This window comes from Pseudoalteromonas sp. MSK9-3, assembly GCF_003590335.1.
In the GTDB taxonomy this organism is placed as follows: domain Bacteria; phylum Pseudomonadota; class Gammaproteobacteria; order Enterobacterales; family Alteromonadaceae; genus Pseudoalteromonas.
This window is the reverse complement of record NZ_MIET01000011.1, coordinates 114,774-137,131: the sequence shown is the minus strand read 5'-3', so window position 1 is coordinate 137,131 and position 22,358 is coordinate 114,774. Positions and strand designations below refer to the sequence as shown.

Annotated in this window: 24 protein-coding genes; 18 read left to right on the top strand and 6 right to left on the bottom strand. The window is 41.0% G+C overall.

Going from position 1 to position 22,358, the window contains the following annotated elements; genetic code table 11:
- Nucleotides 1–24 precede the first annotated feature (24 nt).
- Genes BGP78_RS04400 through serS form a run of 5 tightly spaced genes read left to right on the top strand, consistent with a single transcriptional unit; the run spans nucleotide 25 to nucleotide 6,372 of the window.
- Entirely contained in the window at nucleotides 25–2,691 is a 2,667-nt protein-coding gene (locus tag BGP78_RS04400; protein WP_119860271.1) for a DNA translocase FtsK, read from the top strand.
- Nucleotides 2,691–3,341: an outer membrane lipoprotein chaperone LolA gene (gene lolA / locus BGP78_RS04395; protein ID WP_119860270.1), complete on the top strand. Its 651-nt coding sequence runs from the start codon at nucleotides 2,691–2,693 to the stop codon at nucleotides 3,339–3,341. The genes BGP78_RS04400 and lolA overlap by 1 nt, the downstream gene beginning before the upstream one ends.
- Before the next feature lie 6 nt (nucleotides 3,342–3,347).
- Nucleotides 3,348–4,688 carry a replication-associated recombination protein A gene (locus tag BGP78_RS04390; protein ID WP_119860269.1) on the top strand — a complete coding sequence of 447 codons (1,341 nt, stop codon included), beginning with the start codon at nucleotides 3,348–3,350 and terminating at the stop codon, nucleotides 4,686–4,688.
- Nucleotides 4,681–5,061, top strand: a complete 381-nt coding sequence (crcB, locus tag BGP78_RS04385) for a fluoride efflux transporter CrcB (RefSeq protein WP_119860268.1) — start codon at nucleotides 4,681–4,683, stop codon at nucleotides 5,059–5,061. The genes BGP78_RS04390 and crcB overlap by 8 nt, the downstream gene beginning before the upstream one ends.
- 9 nt (nucleotides 5,062–5,070) lie before the next feature.
- On the top strand, nucleotides 5,071–6,372 hold the full coding sequence (serS, locus tag BGP78_RS04380; RefSeq protein ID WP_119860267.1) for a serine--tRNA ligase: 1,302 nt from the start codon (nucleotides 5,071–5,073) through the stop codon (nucleotides 6,370–6,372).
- A 202-nt stretch (nucleotides 6,373–6,574) separates the two neighbouring features.
- Here the strand turns inward: serS and BGP78_RS04375 are convergent, their stop codons facing one another.
- Nucleotides 6,575–8,197, bottom strand: a complete 1,623-nt coding sequence (locus BGP78_RS04375; RefSeq protein WP_119860266.1) for a methyl-accepting chemotaxis protein — start codon at nucleotides 8,195–8,197, stop codon at nucleotides 6,575–6,577.
- Nucleotides 8,198–8,405: 208 nt separating this feature from the next.
- Here BGP78_RS04375 and BGP78_RS04370 point away from each other — a divergent pair, with 208 nt between their 5' ends.
- On the top strand, nucleotides 8,406–9,476 hold the full coding sequence (locus BGP78_RS04370; RefSeq protein ID WP_119860265.1) for a porin: 1,071 nt from the start codon (nucleotides 8,406–8,408) through the stop codon (nucleotides 9,474–9,476).
- Between the two features lie 11 nt (nucleotides 9,477–9,487).
- Entirely contained in the window at nucleotides 9,488–9,895 is a 408-nt protein-coding gene (locus tag BGP78_RS04365) for a phosphate ABC transporter substrate-binding protein (RefSeq protein WP_119860264.1), read from the top strand.
- Between the two features lie 126 nt (nucleotides 9,896–10,021).
- On the opposite strand, the gene BGP78_RS04360 is transcribed toward BGP78_RS04365, so the two are convergent.
- The 5 genes from BGP78_RS04360 to BGP78_RS04340 all read right to left on the bottom strand — a co-directional run bounded on the left by BGP78_RS04360 (nucleotide 10,022) and on the right by BGP78_RS04340 (nucleotide 14,729).
- Nucleotides 10,022–10,438 (bottom strand): VF530 family protein, encoded by a 417-nt coding sequence (locus BGP78_RS04360; RefSeq protein WP_119860263.1) that lies wholly within the window; start codon nucleotides 10,436–10,438, stop codon nucleotides 10,022–10,024.
- Nucleotides 10,439–10,542: 104 nt separating this feature from the next.
- Nucleotides 10,543–11,565 (bottom strand): tetratricopeptide repeat protein, encoded by a 1,023-nt coding sequence (locus BGP78_RS04355; protein ID WP_119860262.1) that lies wholly within the window; start codon nucleotides 11,563–11,565, stop codon nucleotides 10,543–10,545.
- A 109-nt stretch (nucleotides 11,566–11,674) separates the two neighbouring features.
- Entirely contained in the window at nucleotides 11,675–13,315 is a 1,641-nt protein-coding gene (locus BGP78_RS04350; RefSeq protein WP_119860261.1) for a methyl-accepting chemotaxis protein, read from the bottom strand.
- A 166-nt stretch (nucleotides 13,316–13,481) separates the two neighbouring features.
- Nucleotides 13,482–13,733, bottom strand: a complete 252-nt coding sequence (locus tag BGP78_RS04345; RefSeq protein ID WP_119860260.1) for a TIGR03643 family protein — start codon at nucleotides 13,731–13,733, stop codon at nucleotides 13,482–13,484.
- A gap of 129 nt (nucleotides 13,734–13,862) precedes the next feature.
- Nucleotides 13,863–14,729, bottom strand: a complete 867-nt coding sequence (locus tag BGP78_RS04340; protein ID WP_220475511.1) for a hypothetical protein — start codon at nucleotides 14,727–14,729, stop codon at nucleotides 13,863–13,865.
- A 177-nt stretch (nucleotides 14,730–14,906) separates the two neighbouring features.
- On the opposite strand from BGP78_RS04340, the gene BGP78_RS04335 reads away from it, so the two are divergent.
- From BGP78_RS04335 to BGP78_RS04285, 11 genes are all read left to right on the top strand, one after another.
- Nucleotides 14,907–15,305, top strand: coding sequence for a hypothetical protein (locus tag BGP78_RS04335; RefSeq protein WP_119860259.1), 399 nt, complete (start codon nucleotides 14,907–14,909; stop codon nucleotides 15,303–15,305).
- A 208-nt stretch (nucleotides 15,306–15,513) separates the two neighbouring features.
- Complete coding sequence (locus BGP78_RS04330) at nucleotides 15,514–16,179, top strand: GntR family transcriptional regulator (protein WP_119860258.1); 666 nt, start codon at nucleotides 15,514–15,516, stop codon at nucleotides 16,177–16,179.
- Nucleotides 16,180–16,264: 85 nt separating this feature from the next.
- Nucleotides 16,265–17,344 (top strand): Xaa-Pro peptidase family protein, encoded by a 1,080-nt coding sequence (locus BGP78_RS04325; RefSeq protein WP_119860257.1) that lies wholly within the window; start codon nucleotides 16,265–16,267, stop codon nucleotides 17,342–17,344.
- Between the two features lie 6 nt (nucleotides 17,345–17,350).
- Nucleotides 17,351–18,286, top strand: coding sequence for an ornithine cyclodeaminase family protein (locus tag BGP78_RS04320; protein ID WP_119860256.1), 936 nt, complete (start codon nucleotides 17,351–17,353; stop codon nucleotides 18,284–18,286).
- Complete coding sequence (locus tag BGP78_RS04315; protein ID WP_119860255.1) at nucleotides 18,283–18,693, top strand: hypothetical protein; 411 nt, start codon at nucleotides 18,283–18,285, stop codon at nucleotides 18,691–18,693. Before BGP78_RS04320 ends, BGP78_RS04315 begins: the two co-directional genes overlap by 4 nt.
- A 72-nt stretch (nucleotides 18,694–18,765) precedes the next feature.
- Nucleotides 18,766–19,497: a transporter substrate-binding domain-containing protein gene (locus tag BGP78_RS04310; RefSeq protein WP_119860254.1), complete on the top strand. Its 732-nt coding sequence runs from the start codon at nucleotides 18,766–18,768 to the stop codon at nucleotides 19,495–19,497.
- A gap of 246 nt (nucleotides 19,498–19,743) precedes the next feature.
- Nucleotides 19,744–20,361, top strand: a complete 618-nt coding sequence (locus BGP78_RS04305; RefSeq protein WP_119860253.1) for an aspartyl/asparaginyl beta-hydroxylase domain-containing protein — start codon at nucleotides 19,744–19,746, stop codon at nucleotides 20,359–20,361.
- Between the two features lie 15 nt (nucleotides 20,362–20,376).
- Nucleotides 20,377–20,886, top strand: a complete 510-nt coding sequence (locus tag BGP78_RS04300) for an N-acetyltransferase (protein WP_119860252.1) — start codon at nucleotides 20,377–20,379, stop codon at nucleotides 20,884–20,886.
- A 29-nt stretch (nucleotides 20,887–20,915) separates the two neighbouring features.
- Nucleotides 20,916–21,197, top strand: a complete 282-nt coding sequence (locus tag BGP78_RS04295; protein WP_119860251.1) for a DUF6916 family protein — start codon at nucleotides 20,916–20,918, stop codon at nucleotides 21,195–21,197.
- 65 nt (nucleotides 21,198–21,262) lie between these two features.
- Nucleotides 21,263–21,808, top strand: coding sequence for a phage tail protein (locus BGP78_RS04290; protein ID WP_119860250.1), 546 nt, complete (start codon nucleotides 21,263–21,265; stop codon nucleotides 21,806–21,808).
- A 12-nt stretch (nucleotides 21,809–21,820) separates the two neighbouring features.
- Nucleotides 21,821–22,351 (top strand): phage tail protein, encoded by a 531-nt coding sequence (locus BGP78_RS04285; RefSeq protein ID WP_119860249.1) that lies wholly within the window; start codon nucleotides 21,821–21,823, stop codon nucleotides 22,349–22,351.
- The last annotated feature ends 7 nt before the right edge of the window (nucleotides 22,352–22,358 follow it).

Below are 22,358 nucleotides of genomic sequence, written 5' to 3'. Positions count from 1 at the left end.
AACAAAATAGAGGAATACGCTCTTATGCGTTTAAATGGTATACAACGCCTCCTTGAAACTGGTTTAATTGTGAGCACTGCCGCAGCCATTTTCATTTTATGCGCGTTGGTCAGTTATGATCCTATCGATCCATCTTGGTCTCAAGCGGGTCAATTTATTAAAGTTAAAAATATAACTGGCACTGCTGGGGCGTGGATTGCTGATATATTATTGTTTAGCTTAGGCTGGCTTGCATTTTTAGTACCTGCTGTGATTCAAACCTTTGGATATCTGCTATTTAAAAAACCACACAAAATATTGCAATTAGACTATACCACACTGGGCCTTCGGGTAATTGGTATGACGCTATTTGTTGCATCAGCTAGCGCGATTAGCAGTATGAACTTTGATGATGTTTTTCAGTTTCCATCTGGTGGTTTCATTGGTGATGTAATTGCTGGTGCTATGGAACCCGCATTTAACTTTACGGGTACATCGATATTATTATTATGCTTCTTTTTTGCAGGATTAACTTTGTTAACCGGTGTTTCTTGGGTTGAGTTTGTTGATTACATTGGTGAAAAGGTTGTTGAGTTTTTCCGTTGGGTATCTCGTAAAATTAGTGAAAGAACTGCGAGAGAGAGTTACCCGGTAGCCGATAACGCGGGTGTATTAAACGAGAAAATTGAAGATTCACGAGATGCAGTTCAAGATTTAAAGATTAACGCCACTGAACTGCCAGAGTCGTCACCAGAGAACATCAAAGAGCACATTAAACCTATTTTCAGTGATGCCAAAGAGCCAGTAACTATATCAAATACGCAAAAACTAAAAGATAAGTTATTCAGCAGCAAGCAGACGAACGTAGCACAAGACTCGAAAGCGTCGCCTCTTAGTGAGCCGATGGTGGACACGCCAGCAGAATCATCTGTGTTTGATGAATTGGATAATATATTAGAGCAAGAGATAAACTTTTCCGCTATCGACGATGAAGGCTTTGATACCGCAGCGGCACTAAATGCGCTGGATGAATCAGCTGCGCCAGTATTCACAGTGGATGAGCAACCACGAGAAACTACCGTTGTTTCTCCGGCTAGGCCAATAAAGTCGCAAGTAGGTGCTGACGAAAAGGCATTGGTAAAACCTAGTAGCACATACACTCCACCGCCAACGGCAAAAGAGCAGTTTGAAGCATTGCTTGAAGAACGCCCGCCAATGGCACCGCTGCCTTCTTTGGAGTTGTTAGACCGGCCAGATAAAAAAGAAAACCCGATTTCTCAAGAGGAACTCGATGCAGTTTCTAGGTTAGTTGAAGTCAAATTACTGGACTTTAATATTCAAGCGGCGGTTGTTGGCGTCTATCCAGGGCCCGTAGTTACCCGATTTGAATTAGATTTAGCGCCGGGGATTAAAGTCGCTAAGATCACTGGTTTGGCCAAAGATTTAGCACGTTCGTTGTCAGCAGTGAGTGTTAGGGTTGTTGAGGTTATTCCTGGTAAAACCTATGTTGGACTAGAGCTACCTAACAAACACCGTGAGATTGTTCGGTTATCTGAAGTTATTGGGGCACCTAAGTTCACCGAAAATGCATCGCCGCTAACGATGGTATTGGGTAAGGATATTGCGGGTGAAGCTGTTGTGGCTGACCTTGGTAAAATGCCACATTTACTTGTTGCTGGTACGACGGGCTCCGGTAAGTCAGTGGGCGTTAATGTTATGATATTAAGCTTACTATATAAGTCGCCACCTGAAGATGTTCGTATGATCATGATCGATCCAAAAATGCTTGAATTATCTGTCTATGAAGGGATCCCGCATTTATTATGTGAAGTTGTGACTGATATGAAAGAAGCATCGAATGCATTACGTTGGTGTGTTGGAGAGATGGAGAGGCGCTATAAGTTAATGTCGGCGCTAGGTGTTCGAAATTTAAAGGGCTATAACCAAAAAGTTAAAGATGCAAAAGAAGCTGGCCACCCTATTTTAGATCCTCTATTTAAAGATACCGATGGTATGGCTACCGAAGCTGAAGAGCTAGATAAATTACCGAGTATTGTAGTGGTAATTGATGAGTTTGCTGACATGATGATGATTGTGGGCAAAAAGGTGGAAGAGTTGATTGCACGCATAGCACAAAAAGCGCGTGCGGCTGGGATCCATCTTGTTCTTGCGACGCAAAGGCCTTCTGTTGATGTTATTACCGGTTTGATAAAAGCGAATATACCAACTCGAATGGCGTTTCAGGTATCTAGCAAGATTGATTCACGTACCATTTTAGATCAGCAAGGCGCAGAAAACTTATTAGGCATGGGCGACATGCTTTATTTACCACCTGGTACCAGTGTACCAATTCGTGTTCATGGTGCATTTGTTGATGACCATGAAGTACACGCGGTGGTAAATGATTGGAAAGCGCGCGGAAAACCAAATTATATTGAAGAAATATTATGTGGTGAGGCAACTGAAGATATTCTATTGCCAGGTGAAGCCGCAGAGAATAGTGACGATGAGTCAGATCCGCTCTATGACGAAGCCGTTAGCTTTGTTATTGAAAGTGGTAAAGTTTCTGTCTCAAGCGTACAACGCAAATTACGTGTTGGTTATAACAGAGCGGCACGTTTAGTAGAACAAATGGAAACATCTGGTGTTGTTAGTGCACCAGGCCATAACGGTGCCAGAGAAGTATTAGTACCAAAAGGTGGAGTAAATTAATGACCTTTCAAACAAAAATGTTAAATACGATTTTTATTAAACCGACAGTATTGGCCTTTGGGTTGATATTGAGTTCACAAGTATGGGCTTCTGCAGCTGATGATTTAAAAGCTAAGCTTGCCTCAATGAATAGTTTTGAAGCGAAGTTTAGCCAACAAGTTAAAGATGAGCAGGGTGCATTACTACAATCTGGGCAGGGAACGATTGCATTAGCTCACCCTTTAAAAATTCGCTGGGAACAAGCATCTCCTGATGAAACGTTATTTGTGTCAGATGGCGAGAAAACATTCTATTTTGATGCGTTTTCGGAGCAGGTGACGGTAATGAAAACCAATGGGCTTATTGATACCACCCCTTTTATACTCCTTACTACTCGAGATTCAGCGCAATGGGAAAAATATCAAATTAGTGACATTGCACAAGGCTACAGAATTACGCCAAAACCGGGCATTGATTCTCAGGTCGAGATACTCGATATTGCATTCAATAAAGCGCAGAACTTGTCTGCTATTAAGGTGACAGACTTGTCTGGGCAGGTATCAAGTTTTACTTTTAAAGACAGCCGTGTGAATGGCAAATTAGCAGGTTCATTGTTCTCGTTTAACATCCCTGAAGGTGTTGTCGTTGACGACCAAACTCAAGGTGAGTGATAAAGCGTGACTAACCTTGGATTTAACTTTGCTCCGGATGTTAGGCCATTAGCCGCCCGTATGAGACCAACAAGCCTGCAAGATTATATTGGTCAAAGTCATATATTAGAGTCTACGCAGCCGTTGTATCAAGCCATACAGGCTGGCCGCTGTCACAGTTTAATTGTGTGGGGGCCCCCAGGCGTTGGCAAAACAACATTGGCTGAAATTATTGCGCATCATGCTGATGCGGAACTGACTCAGTTATCGGCTGTAGCATCGGGTGTAAAAGATATACGTGATGCTGTGAACTTAGCAAAAGAACGGTTGATGCAAGGTAAGCGTACCTTGTTATTTGTAGATGAGGTACATCGGTTTAACAAGTCACAACAAGATGCTTTTTTACCGCATATCGAAGATGGTACGTTCATTTTTATTGGCGCTACCACAGAGAACCCCAGTTTTGCACTTAATAATGCCATATTATCAAGAGCGCGCGTGTACACGTTAAAAGCATTAACCGACAGTGAACTGGAGTTAGTGTTGACCCGTGCTATTTCACAAGACACGCTATTGAGTCAGCTACAGATCAACATTGACCCCGCAGCTCTGAGCGCCATCGCAAAAGCCAGCTGTGGGGATGCACGTAAAACGCTAAATTTGCTGGAGCAAGCCGTTGATTTGGCTGAGCGCAACGATAAAAACGTGGTTATTAACGCCACGGTGTTAAAACATATACTACCAACGCATCTTGCAAAGTATGATAAAGGTGGCGATATCTACTATGACTTGATCTCGGCGTTTCATAAATCAGTGCGAGGAAGCAGTCCTGATGCTGCTTTGTATTGGTTTTCTCGAATATTAGCCGGAGGTGGAGATCCTCTATACGTTGCTCGACGGTTACTTGCGATTGCGACAGAAGACATTGGAAATGCAGATCCAAGAGCAATGCAAGTTGCGTTAAATGCGTGGGACATATATCAACGAGTGGGCCCAAGTGAAGGGGAGCGTGCGATAGCACAAGCAACCATTTATTTGGCCAGTGCACCGAAAAGCAACGCGGTGTATGTGGCATTTAAGCAAGCCAAACGAGATGCTGCGACGGATCCTGATTTACCTGTTCCGCCACACTTACGTAATGCACCTACCGCTTTGATGAAAGAGCTTGGGTTTGGTGAAGAGTATCGCTATGCGCATGATGAAATAGGCGCGTTTGCTGCGGGGGAGAATTATTTTCCACCTGAAATACAAGATAGAAGCTACTATCATCCAACCGATAGAGGGTTGGAAAAGCAGATTAAATCCAAACTAGACTATTTGCAGCAGCAAAACTTGCAAAGTGATAGAAAAAGATATCAAGATGATTAAAATGTATCTTACAATAGCGCTTGGCGGCGCGCTGGGAGCATGTTTACGGTTTTTTATTAGTGATATGACACTAAAACTGCTTGGTAGGGGATTCCCTTTTGGTACATTGACCGTTAATATTCTTGGTTCACTGTTAATGGGAATATTGTACGGTCTTATAGAAAAGCAAGTTATTACCGTAAGCCCTGCTAAATCTTTATTAGGGATTGGCTTTTTAGGCGCATTGACAACGTTTTCAACATTTTCGATGGACTCTGTGCTGTTATTACAGCAAGGTCATATTCTGAAGATGGCTCTTAATGTGACACTCAACGTCGTTGTGTGTATTTTTATGGCTTGGTTAGGCCTTTGCTTGGTCATGCAAAAAGGTTAGAAATAGCAAATGTTAGATTCAAAATATTTACGTCAAGATATTACAGAAGCGGCAGCACGTTTAGCGAAGCGTGGTTATGATCTGGATGTGGCGACAATTAATGCTCTGGAAGAACAGCGCAAAGCACTACAAACAAAAACTCAAGAATTACAAAGTGAACGTAATAGTCGCTCCAAAGCAATTGGCCAAGCAAAAGCAAAAGGTGAAGATGTTCAACCTTTACTTGATGCCGTTGCTAACTTAGGTGACCAACTTAGTGCAGCAAAAGCAGAGCAAGATAAGATTTTGGCTGAACTAAATAATATAGCAATGACGTTACCAAATTTGCCAGCTGATGAAGTTCCTGCTGGTAAAGATGAAGACGAGAACGTTGAGATATTGAAGTGGGGTGAACCAAAGAAATATGATTTTGAACCCAAAGATCACGTTGACTTAGGTGAAGCGTTAGACAAAGGGTTAGATTTTGAAGCGGGTGTAAAGCTAACGGGTTCTCGTTTTACTGTAATGCGTGGTGGTATAGCACGTATGCATCGTGCACTTGTACAACTCATGTTGGATACACACTCAGACAAAAATGGTTATACAGAAATGTATGTACCTTACTTAGTAAACAAAGACAGTTTACTTGGTACCGGACAATTACCTAAGTTTGCAGAAGATTTGTTTCATACCAAAGGGTTAGTGAGTGATGATGGTGTTGAGCAAGATGGTTTTAGCTTGATCCCAACGGCAGAGGTACCACTAACAAACTGCGCACGTGATGAAATTTTTGACGAAAAAGAACTGCCAGTTAAGATGACTGCACATACTCCATGTTTTAGAAGTGAAGCAGGCAGTTATGGTCGTGATACGCGAGGGTTAATTCGTCAGCATCAGTTTGATAAAGTCGAACTCGTACAGTTAGTGAAGCCAGAAGATTCTATGGCTGCACTAGAAGAGTTAACAGGCCATGCAGAGCAAATTCTACAAATATTAGAACTGCCTTATCGTAAGGTTGTATTATGTACTGGAGATATGGGCTTCGGCGCATGTAAAACCTATGATTTAGAGGTGTGGTTACCAGCACAAAACACGTATAGAGAAATATCTTCTTGTTCAAATATGTGGGATTTCCAATCTCGACGCATGCAAGCGCGTTTCCGTCGTCAGGGCGAGAAAAAGCCAGAGCTGCTACATACATTGAATGGTTCTGGTTTAGCTGTTGGCCGGACGCTAGTGGCTATATTAGAAAACTACCAGCAAGCTGACGGCAGTATTATTGTGCCAGAGGCGCTACGCGGTTATATGGGTGGGTTAGAGCTTATCAAATAATTTGATTAGTTAAGTTTGACTCTACACAACAGGCCTAAGCTCAATGCTTAGGCTTTTTTATTTTCAGAGAATGTACCGTATAATCAAGATAAGTCATTTTTATAATGATGAAACAGGGCTTTCATCATTTAAAAAGCCAGCGAGCAGCTGGCTTTTATATTAATTACTAATTGGTTAAACCTTAAACCTTAAACCTTAAATCTTAAATCTTAAATTTAGAAGTCGAACTCAATAAGTTGTCTGATAATTTATGGAGGTTTTGAGCAACATCGCCTACCTGTGATAACGAATTCATGGTTTCTTCAAATGAGCTATGCATGTTAGAAACGTTGTCTACCACCATCGCTGCGACAGAGGTTTGTTCTTCAGTCGCTGTAGCAATTTGAGAATTCATGCCATTTATGGCGAGTATTTGCTCTGAAATAAGCTGAATTGATGTCCCTGTTGCCTCTGCTGCTTGTGCATTATTGGTTGCCATGTCTCTTGCACTGGTCATAGCCGTTACTGAGTCAGATGCTGCGACAGTTAGAATGCTAATGAGCTCTCGTATTTCGTTGGTTGATTTTGCCGTTCTTGATGCAAGTTCTCGCACTTCATCAGCTACAACCGCAAAACCTCGGCCTTGTTCACCAGCTCGTGCTGCTTCTATTGCGGCATTGAGTGCCAGTAAGTTGGTTTGCTCTGCAATTGAGGTAATAACGTTTAGAATTTGTGTTACGTTCTGCGTATCATCTGCCAGTTTATTTATGGTGTTTGCTGCTTTATTGATTTCTTCACTTAAGTCTTGTGATTGCGCAACAGACACATTAATTTGTTTCATACTTTCGTCGACCGCGTTTTCCGCCAACTCAGCCGCTTGGAATGCATTAGCCGCTGACTGCGAAATATCGCCAACGCTCTGCTTCATTTCTTCCATTGATTGACGAACAACTTCAGCATCACTTGACTGCTGTTGGGTCGCCTGTTCAGCAGATTGCATCCCTTGGACTAACCGCGTTGAATTTTGCGTTAGTGGCTCGACCACAGCAACAACGTCAACAACTGTGGACCTAAGCAAATTAACAAACGCATTAAAGTTGCGAGATACTTGGCCTATTTCATCAGCAGAATGCACGGTAAGTTGTGAACTTAATGACCCTTTGCCTTCCGCCAGTAAATGTAAGTTACCAGCTGCTTCTTTAGCCGCTGAACTAATTCCTTTAGCGATTAAAACTGCGAGCACAATAACAATTAATAACGATACAATGGTCACAATGAACATTTTAGTTAATGCACTGTCTGCGTTGGCTTTGGTGTTGTTTACAAGTTCAAAAAACCGATTGTCGGCACGTTTTTGGTCTTGGCTCAACGTGTCGATGATTGACTCAAACAAGTCACTCTTTTGTTTTGCCTTTTGGGGCAGGGTTGCAAAGTCGGCAGTGCCATCAATCATGCTGTTTGCAATGTTTCTGGCGATTATTTCGTACTTCTTGATGTCATTGATGGTGCTGGTAGTCGGGAACTTGTTGCTGAGATCAGGAATTAATTCGAGGTTTTCGAGTAAAGTGCTACTAACACCTTGTGCTTTATCAATGAGTTCTGCATCTCCAAATGTGACCGACTGAGTGTATGTTTCATCTAATGCTTGCATCATTGTTACATTTTTCGATGTCAATATTAGTAGTTTGTATGTTTGATTTTCAAGCTCATCGAGTGATTGCTGATTTGCTTGCATAGAGTTGTAGTTGATCATCACCAACACAACAAAAGCGGCTACCGCGACAATCGTTATAGCGTGTATCTTTTTTGAGATACTTAAATTTTTTGAATGCAATAATAATGACATATAACACCTTGTAAGCTAACAATATTACAACATCTTGGTTGTGATATACGACCAGATAAGTCGGTACATAAGGCTTTGTGCCTATAACTGATGTATCCAACATCTGTCTAAAGCTTAGTATCAATCCAATTTTTATCAATAAAACTTTCTTTTTCGGATGTTTAACTATACTTAGCTTGCCAATAACCCTAGATTAGCGGAGCTATCTATGAAATTAAAATATACTCTCTTGATTGCAGCTTTGACTTCAACGGCGCTTCACGCAGAGGTCAATATATCCGGTTTTGCAAGTATTAATGGCGGTAAAGTGCTAAACGGGTCAGGTGTGCCCCAGTTTGGACTCGAACCGACATTCTTAGCAGACTATCCCATTGTGAGTGCTTATAAAGAAGACTTTTCTTTTTCACCAGAGTCATTAATTGGCTTACAAGTGAGTGGTGATTTGGGAGAAGGCTTAAGTGTTACAGGTCAAATTGTTGCCCGTGGTGCTAACGATTATGATGCCGAATTTGAATGGGCATATGTGTCGTATGACATTAATGATAGTTGGACCATTCAGGCTGGTAAAAAGCGTTTACCACTGTTTTATTACTCTGACTTTTATGATGTTGGATATGCATATGTGTGGATGCGTGCACCCGCAGATAACTACACATGGCAAATATTTAACTACGAAGGGGTCAATCTACTTTATAACGGCTCAATTGGAGATTGGGGTATTTCTGCCAATATCTATACAGGTCGTGAAGATGATGAAGAGAACAAGCTGTTATCAGACTTTTTCTTTCAAACACCGACCAGAGAGATCTGGGAAGATATTTTAGGTGGTGTAGTGCAGCTTAGCTATGACTGGTTAGAGCTCAGAGCAACACATATGCAGTATACAAATAGAAGGTTCCGTAATGGGGAAGCTTCGATGTGGAATGGCAAAGATTCTCGGGAAGGTAAGTTTTATGGCTTAGCGGCCAATGCTGATTTTGGTAACTTTTTTGTTTTAACCGAGTTTAACCGGTTGGACCTTGATGGGAACCTAGACACGTATATGATAAGTGCCGGATATAGAATTAATGACTTTACCCCTTATGTAATGGTTTCTAATTTTGAGGGGGAAGGCGAGGATGCAGAAAAGCACGACACACAAGCTTTAGGTGTTCGTTGGGATTTTCACCCATCTGCGGCATTTAAAGTACAGTACGACAAAGTTAAAGATGACTCAGTATCACTGGCGGTTGCTGGAGATAGTGAAGCTTTGACAATCGGTATTGATGTGGTTTTTTAGGAGAATAGATCATGAAAAAATTAATGTGTTTATTGCTATTAACCACGGCAAGTTCTGCTTATGCGGCTGTGTCAGTCATTGTACACCCAAGTAATGGAAGCAGTTTTGAATCATCGACTATTAAACGAATTTTTACGGGTAAAGAGAAGTCGTTTTCAAATGGTAATAAAGTGATCCCGATATCTCAAGAAGCGGGCAGTGCGGTTACGGATGAGTTTAACGATAAAGTACTAAACAAGTCGTCGGCTCAACTGAAAGCATATTGGTCAAAGTTGATATTTACAGGTAAGGGTACACCACCGAAAGAAGTGTCAAATGATGCTGAGGTACTTAAAATGATATCGGCCAACCCCGACACAATTGGGTTTGTGTCATCGGATGCCGTGACAGATCAAGTTAAAGTAATAAAGCAATTTTAAATTAAGTGGGAAGGCATATAAATGCCTTCCTTTTTTATTACTAACTAACTGATATTCTGCGTCAAAGCTGGCATCACAAGTCATAACTAATGCACATAATCTAGTTATATCAGGTCTGAACTGTATTTAGTTTCCCCACGGGTTTTGTGGCGTAGAGCGTTGTTTACGTGTTCTGGCTCTGTCTTTTGCGGCTTTCTTTTCTTGAATTCGTTTCGCGTCAGTAAAGCTTAATTCACACGGTGTGCCAGGTACTTGTCCCTCGGGTATAATTCGATCACGTGGCGGCAGTTCGTATTGCACATCGTCAGGTTTTGGTAAATTCTTAAGACGATATAAGTAGAAATTCTCAACTTTTTCTTGTGCCCATACCGTTTTCTTTAAAAACTTTACGGTTGATTCAATACTTGGGTTAGTCTTTAGGCAATTTAATTGTAAGTAAGCATGCAGAATCTCCCATCCATACTGGTCTACCAACTCAATAACAACTTGCTCTAATTTTACCCCAGTCAACGGGTTGCTTGCGTATAGCTCTTTGTTATTCATTTTTACTCACTTACTGATATTAATTGATTGCAATTATAATGAGAATTAGCAACTAATGAAACCGTATTTATGGCTTTTAAGCAGAGTCGACAAGGACAGACCATTTAAGCAGCATTATTTTTGGTACATGGGAGTGCCACGGGAATTCTACTTACGACTTGTTCTCGAATTGGCTCGTGCGGTTGGTTAATAAGTATACGCCATGCATTGGCTAGTTCACTATGATTGATAAGATTGACGAACTCAGTGATAGAGGGGGAAACCTCTGTTGTGTGCAGGAGCGGCATACTTTCTTTGAGTTTTTTAACCTGTTCAGTAGTAAGTTTTTTATCTTGGTGTTTTACGCTGACGATGAGTTTTTGCCAGTAAAGATACGCAATGAAATCTGGATGCTCACTTTGCTCAACAAATTGATTGACGGCAGGCTCAAACCGTGAAAAAGCGGACCAGTTTGATGTAGATATCATGGTTTTTAAAAGGTTGAGCCCCACACTGGAAGACAGAAAAGCGTTATTATTCATACTGTGAATTAAAAACGCTTTTTTATATACGGATTTAGCGTCAATATATCGGCTTTGTAACTGATAAAAATTCCCCAAATTGTTATATAAACCCGCTTTAATACTCTTTGTGCTGACCACATTTAATTGTTCTTTAAGTAATTGAATCGCTTTGTTGTGTTGTTCAGTATAACGATAGATGACAGACAAATTGCTAACTACTTTGCTCAGTTGCTGCTCTGATTTAGCATAAGTTAATGCGCATTTGTTTAAGTATTCAGCGTAGCTGTGATCACCTATTCTGCGATGATAAATTGCCATGGGTACAAATATATTAAATTCCCCGTGTTCTATACTGGTTAACCAGTCATATTGTGACGCGACTTTTAATGCGGAGCGAACTAGAACGGGTGTATCAGTTCGTATCGCTGCTTCCATGCCCGCAAGGTGAAGTTCTATGGACCCTTTTGATGGCGATGTTGGAATGTGTGGAATAATGGTTTGGTAATAACTAATGGCTTGGTGGGGTGAGCGTTGATTGAGCGATTTTAGCTCATTTAAGGCACCAAATAGTTCAGCGGGACTCATGAGCGTTGTCAACATTACACTAAGTGAACTTAGCAACATATTTGATCCCCAGGAGTATCGCCAATTAACTTGATTATATCAGTAAAATTTAGAGCCGGTGGGTGTTTTTTCACCAGCTCAATACTTAGCTTCCATGGTGTTACCATGGTTAAATTTTGAAATACTCGACTTCACCTTTGAGTTGGCTTGATAGGCTATTGAGCGACGTTACGGCTTTTTCATTGTTTTGCATTGATTGTATCGCATCACTCGACATCGTTGAGATCTGCTCCATAGCACTGCTAATATCGCCGACGACATTGACCTGATCTGATGTGGCCTTGGCAACTTCTTTGATACGCTTTAAGGAATCAGCGGCTTGTTCTTCAATATTCTCCAATAACTCACTGGCTTTGGTTGTGCGTTCTTTACCACTAAGAACCTGTGGTTGAGTGGTTTCCATTGCTGTTACACTAGCGGCTGTCTCTGATTGTACCTCTGAGATCATGGTTTCGATTTGAGAAGTTGCCTCTCCGGTTCTTTGAGCTAATTGACGTACCTCATCTGCGACTACAGCAAAACCTCTACCGGTTTCACCTGCACGTGCAGCTTCAATTGCGGCATTGAGTGCAAGTAAATTTGTTTGCTCCGAAATACCACTAATGACATTTACGATACCGCCAATCTCTTTGGTACGAGATTCTAACTTTTTAACTTGGGTAACCGCTTCATCGACGGTGGCTGAAATTTTCTCCATTTCTTGCGCTGCATCAAATACCAGCTCTCGGCCTTGTTTTGCATTATCGGTGGTCATAGATGAGTTGTTTTCGGTTAACTGCGCAATTTGCGAAACTTGGTCAATGCTGTGGCGCATATCAGAGAGCTTAGATGCCGTATCGGAAGTCAAAGACGCTTGTTGGCGTGCCGCATCTAACACAGAGGCTGAACCTTGAGCAACATCACTGACCTGCACTGACACATTTTGTGATGCTGTAACGATGTTACGAACTGTGGTTGTAAGTGTTTTACTCATTTCGGATAAAGAATGGAGAATACTGCCTGTAGGATGATCTGTATTCGTATGGGTTAATGAGCCATTCGCCATTGCTTTTATGGCTTGTTCTGCCTCAAACGGTTCGCCGCCTAGCGAAGAGCGAAAACTACGTTCGATCATAAACCCAACAAAAATCGAAATCGCGATAGCCAAAGCGCACAGAGATAACATTAATTCTTGGAACCCGCCAGCAACGGAGCGAGCTTCAGGTGTAAGCTGCTGGTTTTTGGTCTCTTGAAAATCAATAAATTCATTGATTGTATTAAGCCAATTGACAAATGCAGGACGTGCTTCATCGAGTATTGTCGCTGTCATTACTTCGCCGTTTCTTTTGTCTGAGATGATCTGTGTGATAAGAGGAAGTGTATCGGCTTGGATTTTATCAATTTTGTTTAATATATTTTGCTCTTGTCGAGAAAAAAACACGCCACTGGATTTCATTTGATTCATTTTGCTTTCAGACTCGCTATAAAAGTGAGCGAGCTCATTTATTTCTGCTTCAAATTTATTGATTTCTTGAGGTGAACGGGCCATTGCGATGTCTCTGATGGCGATAGCCCGGTCGTGTACGCTGCCTCTGTAGTTAATTGCATATCTTTGTTTTACAGAGTTTACATCGGTGATTTCAGACAGTGTATGGTCAATAAAGTTAACCTTAATAATGCCCATTACAGTGAGTAGGATCAGCAAGCTTAAAATAAATCCAAATCCTATGCCCAACCGCGTTTTTACTTTTAGTGTCGATAAATAGTCCAATTTGATACCTACTAAGATTGTTTAAAAGCACAACTGTTTGTAATACTAGCAAAAGTTTTACTACTGTAGGTAAGAAGACCGTCATAATGTCGTATTAATTACGTTGTTGGGTGACTATTTCTCTTATCTAGTTACTTTCATTCAGTTGTGTCAGCTTTTAACATGCTTATCTAGGCTTGTATTGTGTACTACAGTGGCTGCGACTCACCTGACTGCTCCTCAATTGCAAATGTTTGTTTTTGCGTCCTCTATGTCTTTTTCGCCAGACTTTAAAACTGGTATTGCTGACATGCTTACGCATAAATGTAACCAGTTGGCTGTCAGTTAAGCCATATAGTGTGTTTATGGCCTCGTAGGGTGTCCGGTCTTCCCATGCCATTTCTATGATGCGGGAGATATCGGGTTCTTTAAAATGCATTAAAATATAGATGTGTTAAATAATTAATGGAGTTTATTACGTAAATAGAGGTGAGTATCGATCAATGTGTGTACACAGTGTGTTCAAAAAGAACAGCTGCACTTTAAATTGGTATTTTAAATCAGGTGTTTAAAAGTGTAGCTGGCTGATTTGTTCTTTTGTAATTGTTGGAAAGTCAGTGCGGGCTTTGTATTTTTGATACAAGTTACTGAATATGGCTGTTTGACTTATTTTGTCGAGTTCAGACATAAATGCTTTGGCTTGCATATTTTGGCTGCGACAACATTTTTGGTATTGCTTTAATAACTCAGACACGGTGTATCGAGGTGAGCGCTGCGAGTTGAGTGCAATTTCGGCTTCTATAAAAAAAGCTGCCCCAGTCCAGTAGACTCGTTGTTGGGCCTTTAAGGACCACATATTTTCTGTGACCGCGTAAAGTTTATGATTGATGCTTCGTGTTTGTAGTTTACCGCGTTGCAAACCGCTCCAAAGCCTATGGGTGAACTCTGCACGTGAAATCAGACCTGCGTTGAACATAATGACATTTTGTAAATAGGTCGCCAACCCCTCACTCACCCAAAAATCTTGATAGTTAAATAGTGGATGATATAAATGAGCAAGCTCATGATATAAAGTCCAATCTTGTATTAAAGTAGCTGCACTTGCATAGCGATTAAAATGCAATTCAACACCATCTTGGTTGCCTCTAATGACACTCGCCCAAGGCACAGGCTCTAAAGTAAAATACTTAGGGTAGAGCTCAATTATTATATGGCTTTGTTTGAGCTGCCCAAGAGCATGTTCTGTAGCATGAATTGCGTGGTTTACCCAAGTGTTGACTGTCGCCTGCTGAGCTTTTGATAGCTCAGCAAAATTTATATAGTGCGCTTCGGCAGGCTGTGCCTCTTTCATGTGTAAAAAAACAAATGCACACAGTGTCAATAGGTGAGTGATGAGTCTTGTTTTTAATAAACTTGCTTTTGTTGTTATTGGCACGACTTTCCTATTTTTACAATGGTTGCTACACCTACTATGTAATAGACCGAATAGATAAAAAAAACTAACAGATGTGTGGTTGTGTTTTTCACTATGAAACTATCTCACGTGAATACGCACAGTAAGTATGTAATATTAATTCTAATAATGAATAATAAAATCAGAAGATTAGATACAATGTTAAAATTAATTACTTTCTCTGTGTTGGCGTTAAATCTAAGTATTGCCTGCGCAAACCCTCTAATAGGTACTTGGCAGTACGTCAAAGGACAGTATGCAACTGACAACGGACTGGTTGAAGCACAAGCGCCACAGTTGAGCTCAGTTAAAATCGTATCTGAGGGCCATTTTAATTATATTACCCAGCGTGATGGTAAGTTTTTGTATGCTGGTGGCGGCACTTACACGCTTGATAAAGGCCGATTTATTGAACACGTTAAATATGGCAATGTTGAGTCTATTTTGGGAAAAACCATGGCGTTCACTTATATCGTGGAAGGTGACTTATGGCACCACACATTGCACGAAAATGGAAAGTTGGTAGAAAAAGAGGTTTGGAAACGAATTAACCCATAGCGGGCGAGGTCTGCCATAGTCAGTCTATCGCATTATGTCGAGGGGGGGTACACTAAGACATTTAGCGCATTGATTAACTTAAAATGCCCCTTATAATCAATCGAATAACGATAACAAATACACTTGGATATTTTTATACAACCGTCAAATGTAGCAGTGAAGTCTGATGCATGTATAATGTATGCCAAATGTAGCTTAAGGGGTACTCATGGGAATTGAGCATAAAACACGCACGCAACTTGTCGCAGAAGCAATCAGAGAAAAGATTTTATCTGGAGAAATTAAAGCGGGTGAACCATTGCGTCAGGCCGCATTAGCTGAAGAGTTAAATGTGAGCCGTATTCCTGTTAGAGAAGCACTTTTGCAGCTAGAAGCTGAAGGACTAGTTAATTTTGAAGCCCATAAAGGGGCCACTGCAACAATGCTGAGTGCAGATCAGATTGACGAAATATTTGATTTGCGGGCGTTGCTGGAAGCTGAACTACTGCGCCATTCAATTGTTAATCTTACGCCAAGAGATTTGTTAGAGGCTGAAGCCATCTTATATGATTTAGAAGAGGCGACAGCGGCTGGGGATACCCAGTTAGCTACAGGTAAACTCAATGCTGAATTTCATGTCAAGCTCTACAGTAAAGCAAACCGGCCACAAACCGCAGAATTAGTAGCGATGTACGGCAAAAACTCTGAACGCTATGTGCGTATGCATATTTTGTTAGCTGGTGGTATAAAAACAGCACCAGAGGAGCATCGTACTTTACTAGAGTTCTGTAAAACTAAAGATATTAACGCAGCCTGTGACTTTTTAAAAAAGCACATCACAGGGGCTAAAGATGACATCAAGCAGCTTTTGGTTAAAATGGAACAAAGCCAATAGTAAATAATAATTTGAATATTTAATATTGTATACAATTTAATATTGCGCTATGTTGTGACTCACTTGTACACAATTACATAGCGCAATGGTTACTATTTACTCCAATCGTCAAACCGAGTTTTCTCATAAACTTCTTAAAAATGACCTCACAGCTATGCTTGTTTTTGGTCATGAAAATATTCAGTATTTAACCGGATTTACTGGAAATGCTGCTTACTTGATCGCTTCTCATACCTCTTATACTCTGATCACAGATTATCGATATGTTAATCGCGCAAAACAAGAGTCGCATAACTGTAACGTAATATGCCGAGACCGAGAGAATGAAGCGTTAGGTGTATGCATAAATAGGCTTATAACTGATGCCGGCCTTATTGGGTTTGATGCTGCATATGTGACCGTCGCGATGTGGCAAGATATTACTCGTGATTTAAAATGTCAGCTACAGCCTATTACTGGTCTTATCGAAGAGCTAAGGTCGATTAAAGATGACTGGGAGGTGAAGTGTATTCGCAAAGCGGCAGAAATAGCAGATGCGGCGTTGGCAGATACACTAGAACAGGTAAAAGCTGGGATCACAGAGAAGCAGTTGGCAGCGTCACTTGATTATAGAATGCAGCAACTAGGTTCTGATGGGGTCAGTTTTGAAACCATATTACTTTTTGGTACTCGAAGTGCACTTCCTCATGGCAAACCGAGTGACGTACAGCTGCGAGAAGGCGACTTTATTCTTGTTGATTTTGGTGCGGTAGTAAATGGATATCGTTCAGATATGACTCGCACTTATGTATATAAAACCCCAACGCAAGAGCAGCAGCATATGTTTGATACCGTGCTCAAAGCACATACAGCAGCTGTGAGTGAGGTATGTAGCGGCGTAGAGTGTGCCACTGTAAACGATGCAGCAGCGAACATAATGGGTGCTGGTGGCTATCAAAAATATAGTGGCAAAGGAATTGGCCATGGTCTAGGCCTGTTCTTACATGAAGCGCCTTTTATCACCACAAAAAACAAGGCTCGGTTGGACACGGGAAATGTGATCACAATTGAGCCTGGAATATATATTCCAGAGGTGGGTGGTGTGAGAATTGAAGATGACATATTGGTAACACGCGACGGGTATGAGTGTTTAACATTCGCCCCAAAAAAGTTCATTTTGGAGTGAAGGGAAATGCATATAATTTCAGAGCAACAAGTACACAGCAACTTACATTTTGATGCCGTTATAGCTGCATTGAAAGTTGGATTCGCAAAACCTGCGGGTACGCCACCTCGACAAGTATTTACACTCAGTGAATGTGAAAATAACCATGATGCATTTGCGGTTCTTCCGGCATGGAATGATGAAGTGATCTCGGTAAAATCGTTTACGTATTTTCCGAATAATGTCGACAGTGGATTTAAAAGTCTTTACTCAAAAATAATGTTATTTGACCGTACCCATGGTGAACCTCTTGCTTTGATTGACGGAACGAGTGTGACCTTATGGAGAACTGCGGGTGTGTCTGCATTGGCTTGTGCGTATTTGTCGCGCACCGATAGTCGTCATCTCGTATTTTTTGGCTCAGGTAACTTGGCTCTTTACATGATAGAGGCGCATATTAGCGTAAGATCATTAAATAAAGTCACAGTGGTTGCACGTAATAAAGATAAAGCAGCCTCGTTGCTACGCACTTTAGCAAGTAAGTTTACACATATTGAATTTTGTGTGGGCGCTGCTGACGAAGCTACATTAAGCAGTGCGGACATTGTTAGCTGTGCCACTGGATCACATGCGCCTTTATTTGAGGGCAGTTGGTTAAAGCCTGGGTGTCATGTTGATTTAATTGGTAATCATCATAAGGATGCAAGAGAGTGCGACACAGTTACTATTTGCCGTGCGAAGGTATTTGTTGATAGTCGGGTCAATGTTCTCAATGAGGCTGGTGAAGTGTTATTACCTATATCTGAAGGGGCCATTGCAAAGTCACATATTTTAGGTGAACTCAGTGAACTACACCGGCTTAATTTTACCCGAATGCCAGAAGATATCACTGTTTTTAAGTCGGTCGGAATGGCGCTGAGTGATCTGTTGACTGCTCAGTTGGTTTATAGGCTGGTATTATGAACTGGGTGCTCATGTTAGTTATCGCGATGCTGGTATTAACCTCGTTACTATTTTGGCAGGCGAAAAGGAAACGTTTAAAAAAGCGGGTGTGGCGTCAAGTTCAGGTAACTAAGCTAGTTAAAATTAAACAGCACAAAGCAGGGCCAATTGAAATACTTGGAGAGCCGAGTTTATTGGTTGAGTTTATGTTTATGGGTGAGTCTTATGCCTGCCAAACAGCTTACAGAGAGCAGCTTACTCGTTCTTTTCAGTCAAATGAACCGACCTTTATATTAATCGACCCAGATCACCCTACACAGTGTTATTACAATGCTTGTCAGCAGAGCAAGTATGCAAAATTATGGTTTATGATGTCTTGTGCGATAGCCATGTGTTTTTTTGCAGTTCAAGTTCTTCCTAAAATATGATTGGCCCAGGTTGCACCTGACCTAAAACCTATTACGCTTAATTAAGTCGTAGGGTAAGTTTGGGTGCAACTAATGAGATGGCTAATTGCTTTGTTATGGCTATACCAAAGCAGTGCGTATGCACAAAGCGAAGAATATAGTTTTTGCTTTTCACGGTGGTGGCCCTTTAGTTATGTGGAGCCTGAGGTCGGCGCAAAAGGCATTCAAGTTGATATACTCAAATATGCGCTGGGCAATGCAAACATTTCCGCCTCATTTTCAGAGCTGCCTTACCGGCGATGTATAGATGATGTACATGCTGGAAAATATGATTTTACTTTGCACATAGATAGCTCTGATTCGCTAAATTTAGTGGAACACACGGTATCTGTGTGGGAGATGGCATTAGCGGTCAATGTAAACAACCGTCACTTAACCTTTGAAAAAATTAAATCTCTCCCGTTTTTTAGTGTGGTGATTGCACAAGAGTACCCATATCCAGACGAAGTCATAGAGGTGTTATCTGATATAAACGCAGTGATTGTTAAGCGTTCTTATTATGAAGGGTCGGACGAAGACGCAAGAGCACTCTTTGACATACTGGCGTCTAATCGTGTTGGCGCTATATTAATCGATAAGCGTTGGGCTGAAAAAATCATTTCTCAATTTAATTTACCTGTGACGATTTTACCAGAACTGATCCATTCAGAGCGGCAGTTCATAGGGTTCGCTGAGCGGAATAAACTAAAAGCAGAAAAATTAAGCTATTTACTAAAACAAATTACCCAGCAAGAAGTTCGTTCTATAGAAATGGATTATCAATAATGGATTGTTATAAAAAGTACACTATGGTTGTATAGGGTTGTGCTGTAAAATTATACGATTTATATAAAGTAAGTACGACCTAAGCGTGTGAATATCGAATATTAATCTAGGTGTAATGTGCTGTAATTTGGAATTAGAGATTTTTATGTAATTATTTATTTTAAAGCAATTAACCGTAACGCAAAACTATGGACTAATTGTGGAGAGGTTTTTACATTTTTTAATTGTGTAGTAAAAGGAAGTTACATGTCTGAACCTGTGTTGGCATTTGCAAAACTAGATTTGTCGATTAAAGCGTTGAATTTTTCTGACGACCTTGAAGTGGCTAGGTCTCACGAATGGATAAGTCACGTAAATACAAAGTGCTATCAAGGTGGCTGGGATGTATTGCCTTTAGTGGTTCCTCAAGAGCACTTAAATAACCATATCATTTTACAATCCTTTTCACACAATTGTGAAAGCCCCTGGGTAGAAAGCCATTATTTACATGGTTTACCAATAATTAGGGCGCTTATTGCTCGGTTCGAATGTGACGTTTTGTCTGTGCGTTTAATGCGATTACATGCTAATTCATCTATTAAACCCCATCGAGATGCAGGGCTTAGTATTGAAGCCTCATCACAAGCACGTATTCATATCCCGTTAGAAATCTCTCCTGAAGTTCAATTTCAAGTAGACGGTGTGTCTGTTCCTATGGCAGCAAACAGTGTTTGGTACATTAATGCTGATGCTGTGCATTCAGTGAAAAACAGTGGCGATACGCCAAGAGTTAATCTTGTTGTAGATTGTAATGTTAATGAGTGGCTATTTAAATTAATTATGGCATCAAAAGAAAAAACATATTGCTGTAGAAAAGTAAGCTAAGGAGACAAGTACGTAATGAAGCTTAATATACCAAATGGGCTAAATATAAGACCCTCAAATACAGCAGATAAACCTTTTTTAGAAAGGCTGCACCATTCGATACGCCAAGATTTACAGCTAATTGATGGCGAAAAAGACTTCGTAGAGTCTATTGTGGAATTGCAATTTCGGGCTCAAACCCAAGGGTATGGAGACAAGTTTCCCAATGCAATGTACTTCATCATTGAAAAACACCATGAAGCAATAGGTAAAGCAACCATTGATTTTGGGCCAAATGAAATTCGAATCATCGACATTGGCTTTCTACCAAGTGCCAGAGGACATGGCTTTGGCTCGGCAATAATTCAATCATTTCAAAGTGCTGCGTCGCAGTCAGGTGCGCCTTTAACACTTACCGTTGAACAACATAATTATGCAGCCAAGCAATTGTATATGCGTTTGGGGTTTCAAGTTGAATCAATAAGCCCGCCATATGAATTTATGGCGTGGTACCCGCATCCAGTGAAGTTAATGAGTGGTGTGTGACTAAGTTAAATTGTAAAGAGGGGGCGAATATGGAAAAGTTTACGTTTGAAAATGTTGAAAGTGCACAAGGTACATCTTTAAAAGTTGTGGGTCAAAATGGTGAAGTGGAGCTTGATATATCATCAGTTCAAAAATCAAAGCTTAATGGAGACGAGTGGAATGCGTTTAGTGTGCTGTTAAACGGCAAAGCTAATGAGCCTCTAAGCCAAGGTACCTATAAGCTCGTACATGAGGCATTCGGTGAAGCTGAGTTGTTTTTATCGCCAAATAGTGAAACTGAGTATGAGATACACATTGCTCAAAAGAGATAGTTGGCGTGTTAAGTCAATCAATTAAGTAAATTATCCGTTTAACAAAAGTGAGTAAGGAGATTTTTATGGCTGAACCGTTTACGTCTGAAATACGGCCATTTGCGTTCAATTTTGCCCCAAAAGATTGGGCACTTTGTAATGGTCAGGTGATTTCAATTTCTCAAAATGGGGCTTTGTATGCGTTAATTGGAACGCAATTTGGAGGCGATGGGAGGAGTAATTTTAAATTCCCTGACCTTCGAGGGCGAACACCAATCGGGCAAGGAGCTTTGAGAAGTGAGCCTAGCAGGCTATTTACGGCTGGTAGTCAGTATGGCGTGGAAACTGTCACACTCAGTATTGCTGAAATGGCTGCTCATTCTCATGGTGTACAAGCGACCAGTAGCGAGGCAATAAATAACCCAACTTTTACCGATAGAGTATTTTCTAATTCAAAGGATGCTTTTAGTGGACCAGAGCCTTTTATGTACAGCAGTTCTGCAAATCTAACCGGACTGGCGCAAGACGTTGTTTCTAGCGCGGGGGGAGGTCAGTCTCATACGAATATTCAGCCTTTATTAGCACTGAATTTTTGCATGGCGCTTGACGGTATTTTCCCACCAAGAAATTAATAAGGAGAAAGCATGTCCGATTCATTTATTGGAGAAATAAAGATGATGGCTACGACCTTTGCACCACGGCAGTGGGCAATGTGTAATGGCACCATCATGGCAGTAAATCAAAACCAGCCTTTGTTTGCGCTTATAGGGGCACAATACGGGGGAGATGGACGTTCATCGTTTGCGCTACCTGATATGAGAGGGCGTATACCCGTTCATTTTGGTCAAGGGCCAGGCTTACAAAACTATCCACTCGCAGCTAAAACAGGTGTAGAGGAGGTTACCTTACAAACGAGTCAAATCCCTACGCATACTCATAGCTTACAGGCAAGTAATAACAGTGCAAACACATCTACAGCAATCGGTAATGTGCTTGCAAAAAGTCCACAAAATGAAACAGCATATCTAAACGGTACAGTAACAGGTGCAGTTCAAGAATTTAGCGAGTCAGCTGTCGAGTCCGCGGGAGGTAATGAGCCTCATAATAATATGATGCCTTACTTGGCGATCCACTTTGTTATTTGCCTGCAAGGCATTTTTCCATCAAGAAACTAGGGGAGAA

What these genes read in the sequence shown, in the direction of transcription:
- BGP78_RS04400 (WP_119860271.1), top strand. Translation starts at nt 25, where the DNA reads ATGCGTTTAAATGGTATACAACGCCTCCTTGAAACTGGTTTAATTGTG.
- lolA (WP_119860270.1), top strand. Translation starts at nt 2,691, where the DNA reads ATGACCTTTCAAACAAAAATGTTAAATACGATTTTTATTAAACCGACA.
- crcB (WP_119860268.1), top strand. Translation starts at nt 4,681, where the DNA reads ATGATTAAAATGTATCTTACAATAGCGCTTGGCGGCGCGCTGGGAGCA.
- serS (WP_119860267.1), top strand. Translation starts at nt 5,071, where the DNA reads ATGTTAGATTCAAAATATTTACGTCAAGATATTACAGAAGCGGCAGCA.
- BGP78_RS04375 (WP_119860266.1), bottom strand. Translation starts at nt 8,197, where the DNA reads ATGTCATTATTATTGCATTCAAAAAATTTAAGTATCTCAAAAAAGATA.
- BGP78_RS04370 (WP_119860265.1), top strand. Translation starts at nt 8,406, where the DNA reads ATGAAATTAAAATATACTCTCTTGATTGCAGCTTTGACTTCAACGGCG.
- BGP78_RS04365 (WP_119860264.1), top strand. Translation starts at nt 9,488, where the DNA reads ATGAAAAAATTAATGTGTTTATTGCTATTAACCACGGCAAGTTCTGCT.
- BGP78_RS04360 (WP_119860263.1), bottom strand. Translation starts at nt 10,438, where the DNA reads ATGAATAACAAAGAGCTATACGCAAGCAACCCGTTGACTGGGGTAAAA.
- BGP78_RS04355 (WP_119860262.1), bottom strand. Translation starts at nt 11,565, where the DNA reads ATGTTGCTAAGTTCACTTAGTGTAATGTTGACAACGCTCATGAGTCCC.
- BGP78_RS04345 (WP_119860260.1), bottom strand. Translation starts at nt 13,733, where the DNA reads ATGCATTTTAAAGAACCCGATATCTCCCGCATCATAGAAATGGCATGG.
- BGP78_RS04335 (WP_119860259.1), top strand. Translation starts at nt 14,907, where the DNA reads ATGTTAAAATTAATTACTTTCTCTGTGTTGGCGTTAAATCTAAGTATT.
- BGP78_RS04330 (WP_119860258.1), top strand. Translation starts at nt 15,514, where the DNA reads ATGGGAATTGAGCATAAAACACGCACGCAACTTGTCGCAGAAGCAATC.
- BGP78_RS04325 (WP_119860257.1), top strand. Translation starts at nt 16,265, where the DNA reads ATGGTTACTATTTACTCCAATCGTCAAACCGAGTTTTCTCATAAACTT.
- BGP78_RS04320 (WP_119860256.1), top strand. Translation starts at nt 17,351, where the DNA reads ATGCATATAATTTCAGAGCAACAAGTACACAGCAACTTACATTTTGAT.
- BGP78_RS04315 (WP_119860255.1), top strand. Translation starts at nt 18,283, where the DNA reads ATGAACTGGGTGCTCATGTTAGTTATCGCGATGCTGGTATTAACCTCG.
- BGP78_RS04310 (WP_119860254.1), top strand. Translation starts at nt 18,766, where the DNA reads ATGAGATGGCTAATTGCTTTGTTATGGCTATACCAAAGCAGTGCGTAT.
- BGP78_RS04305 (WP_119860253.1), top strand. Translation starts at nt 19,744, where the DNA reads ATGTCTGAACCTGTGTTGGCATTTGCAAAACTAGATTTGTCGATTAAA.
- BGP78_RS04300 (WP_119860252.1), top strand. Translation starts at nt 20,377, where the DNA reads ATGAAGCTTAATATACCAAATGGGCTAAATATAAGACCCTCAAATACA.
- BGP78_RS04295 (WP_119860251.1), top strand. Translation starts at nt 20,916, where the DNA reads ATGGAAAAGTTTACGTTTGAAAATGTTGAAAGTGCACAAGGTACATCT.
- BGP78_RS04290 (WP_119860250.1), top strand. Translation starts at nt 21,263, where the DNA reads ATGGCTGAACCGTTTACGTCTGAAATACGGCCATTTGCGTTCAATTTT.
- BGP78_RS04285 (WP_119860249.1), top strand. Translation starts at nt 21,821, where the DNA reads ATGTCCGATTCATTTATTGGAGAAATAAAGATGATGGCTACGACCTTT.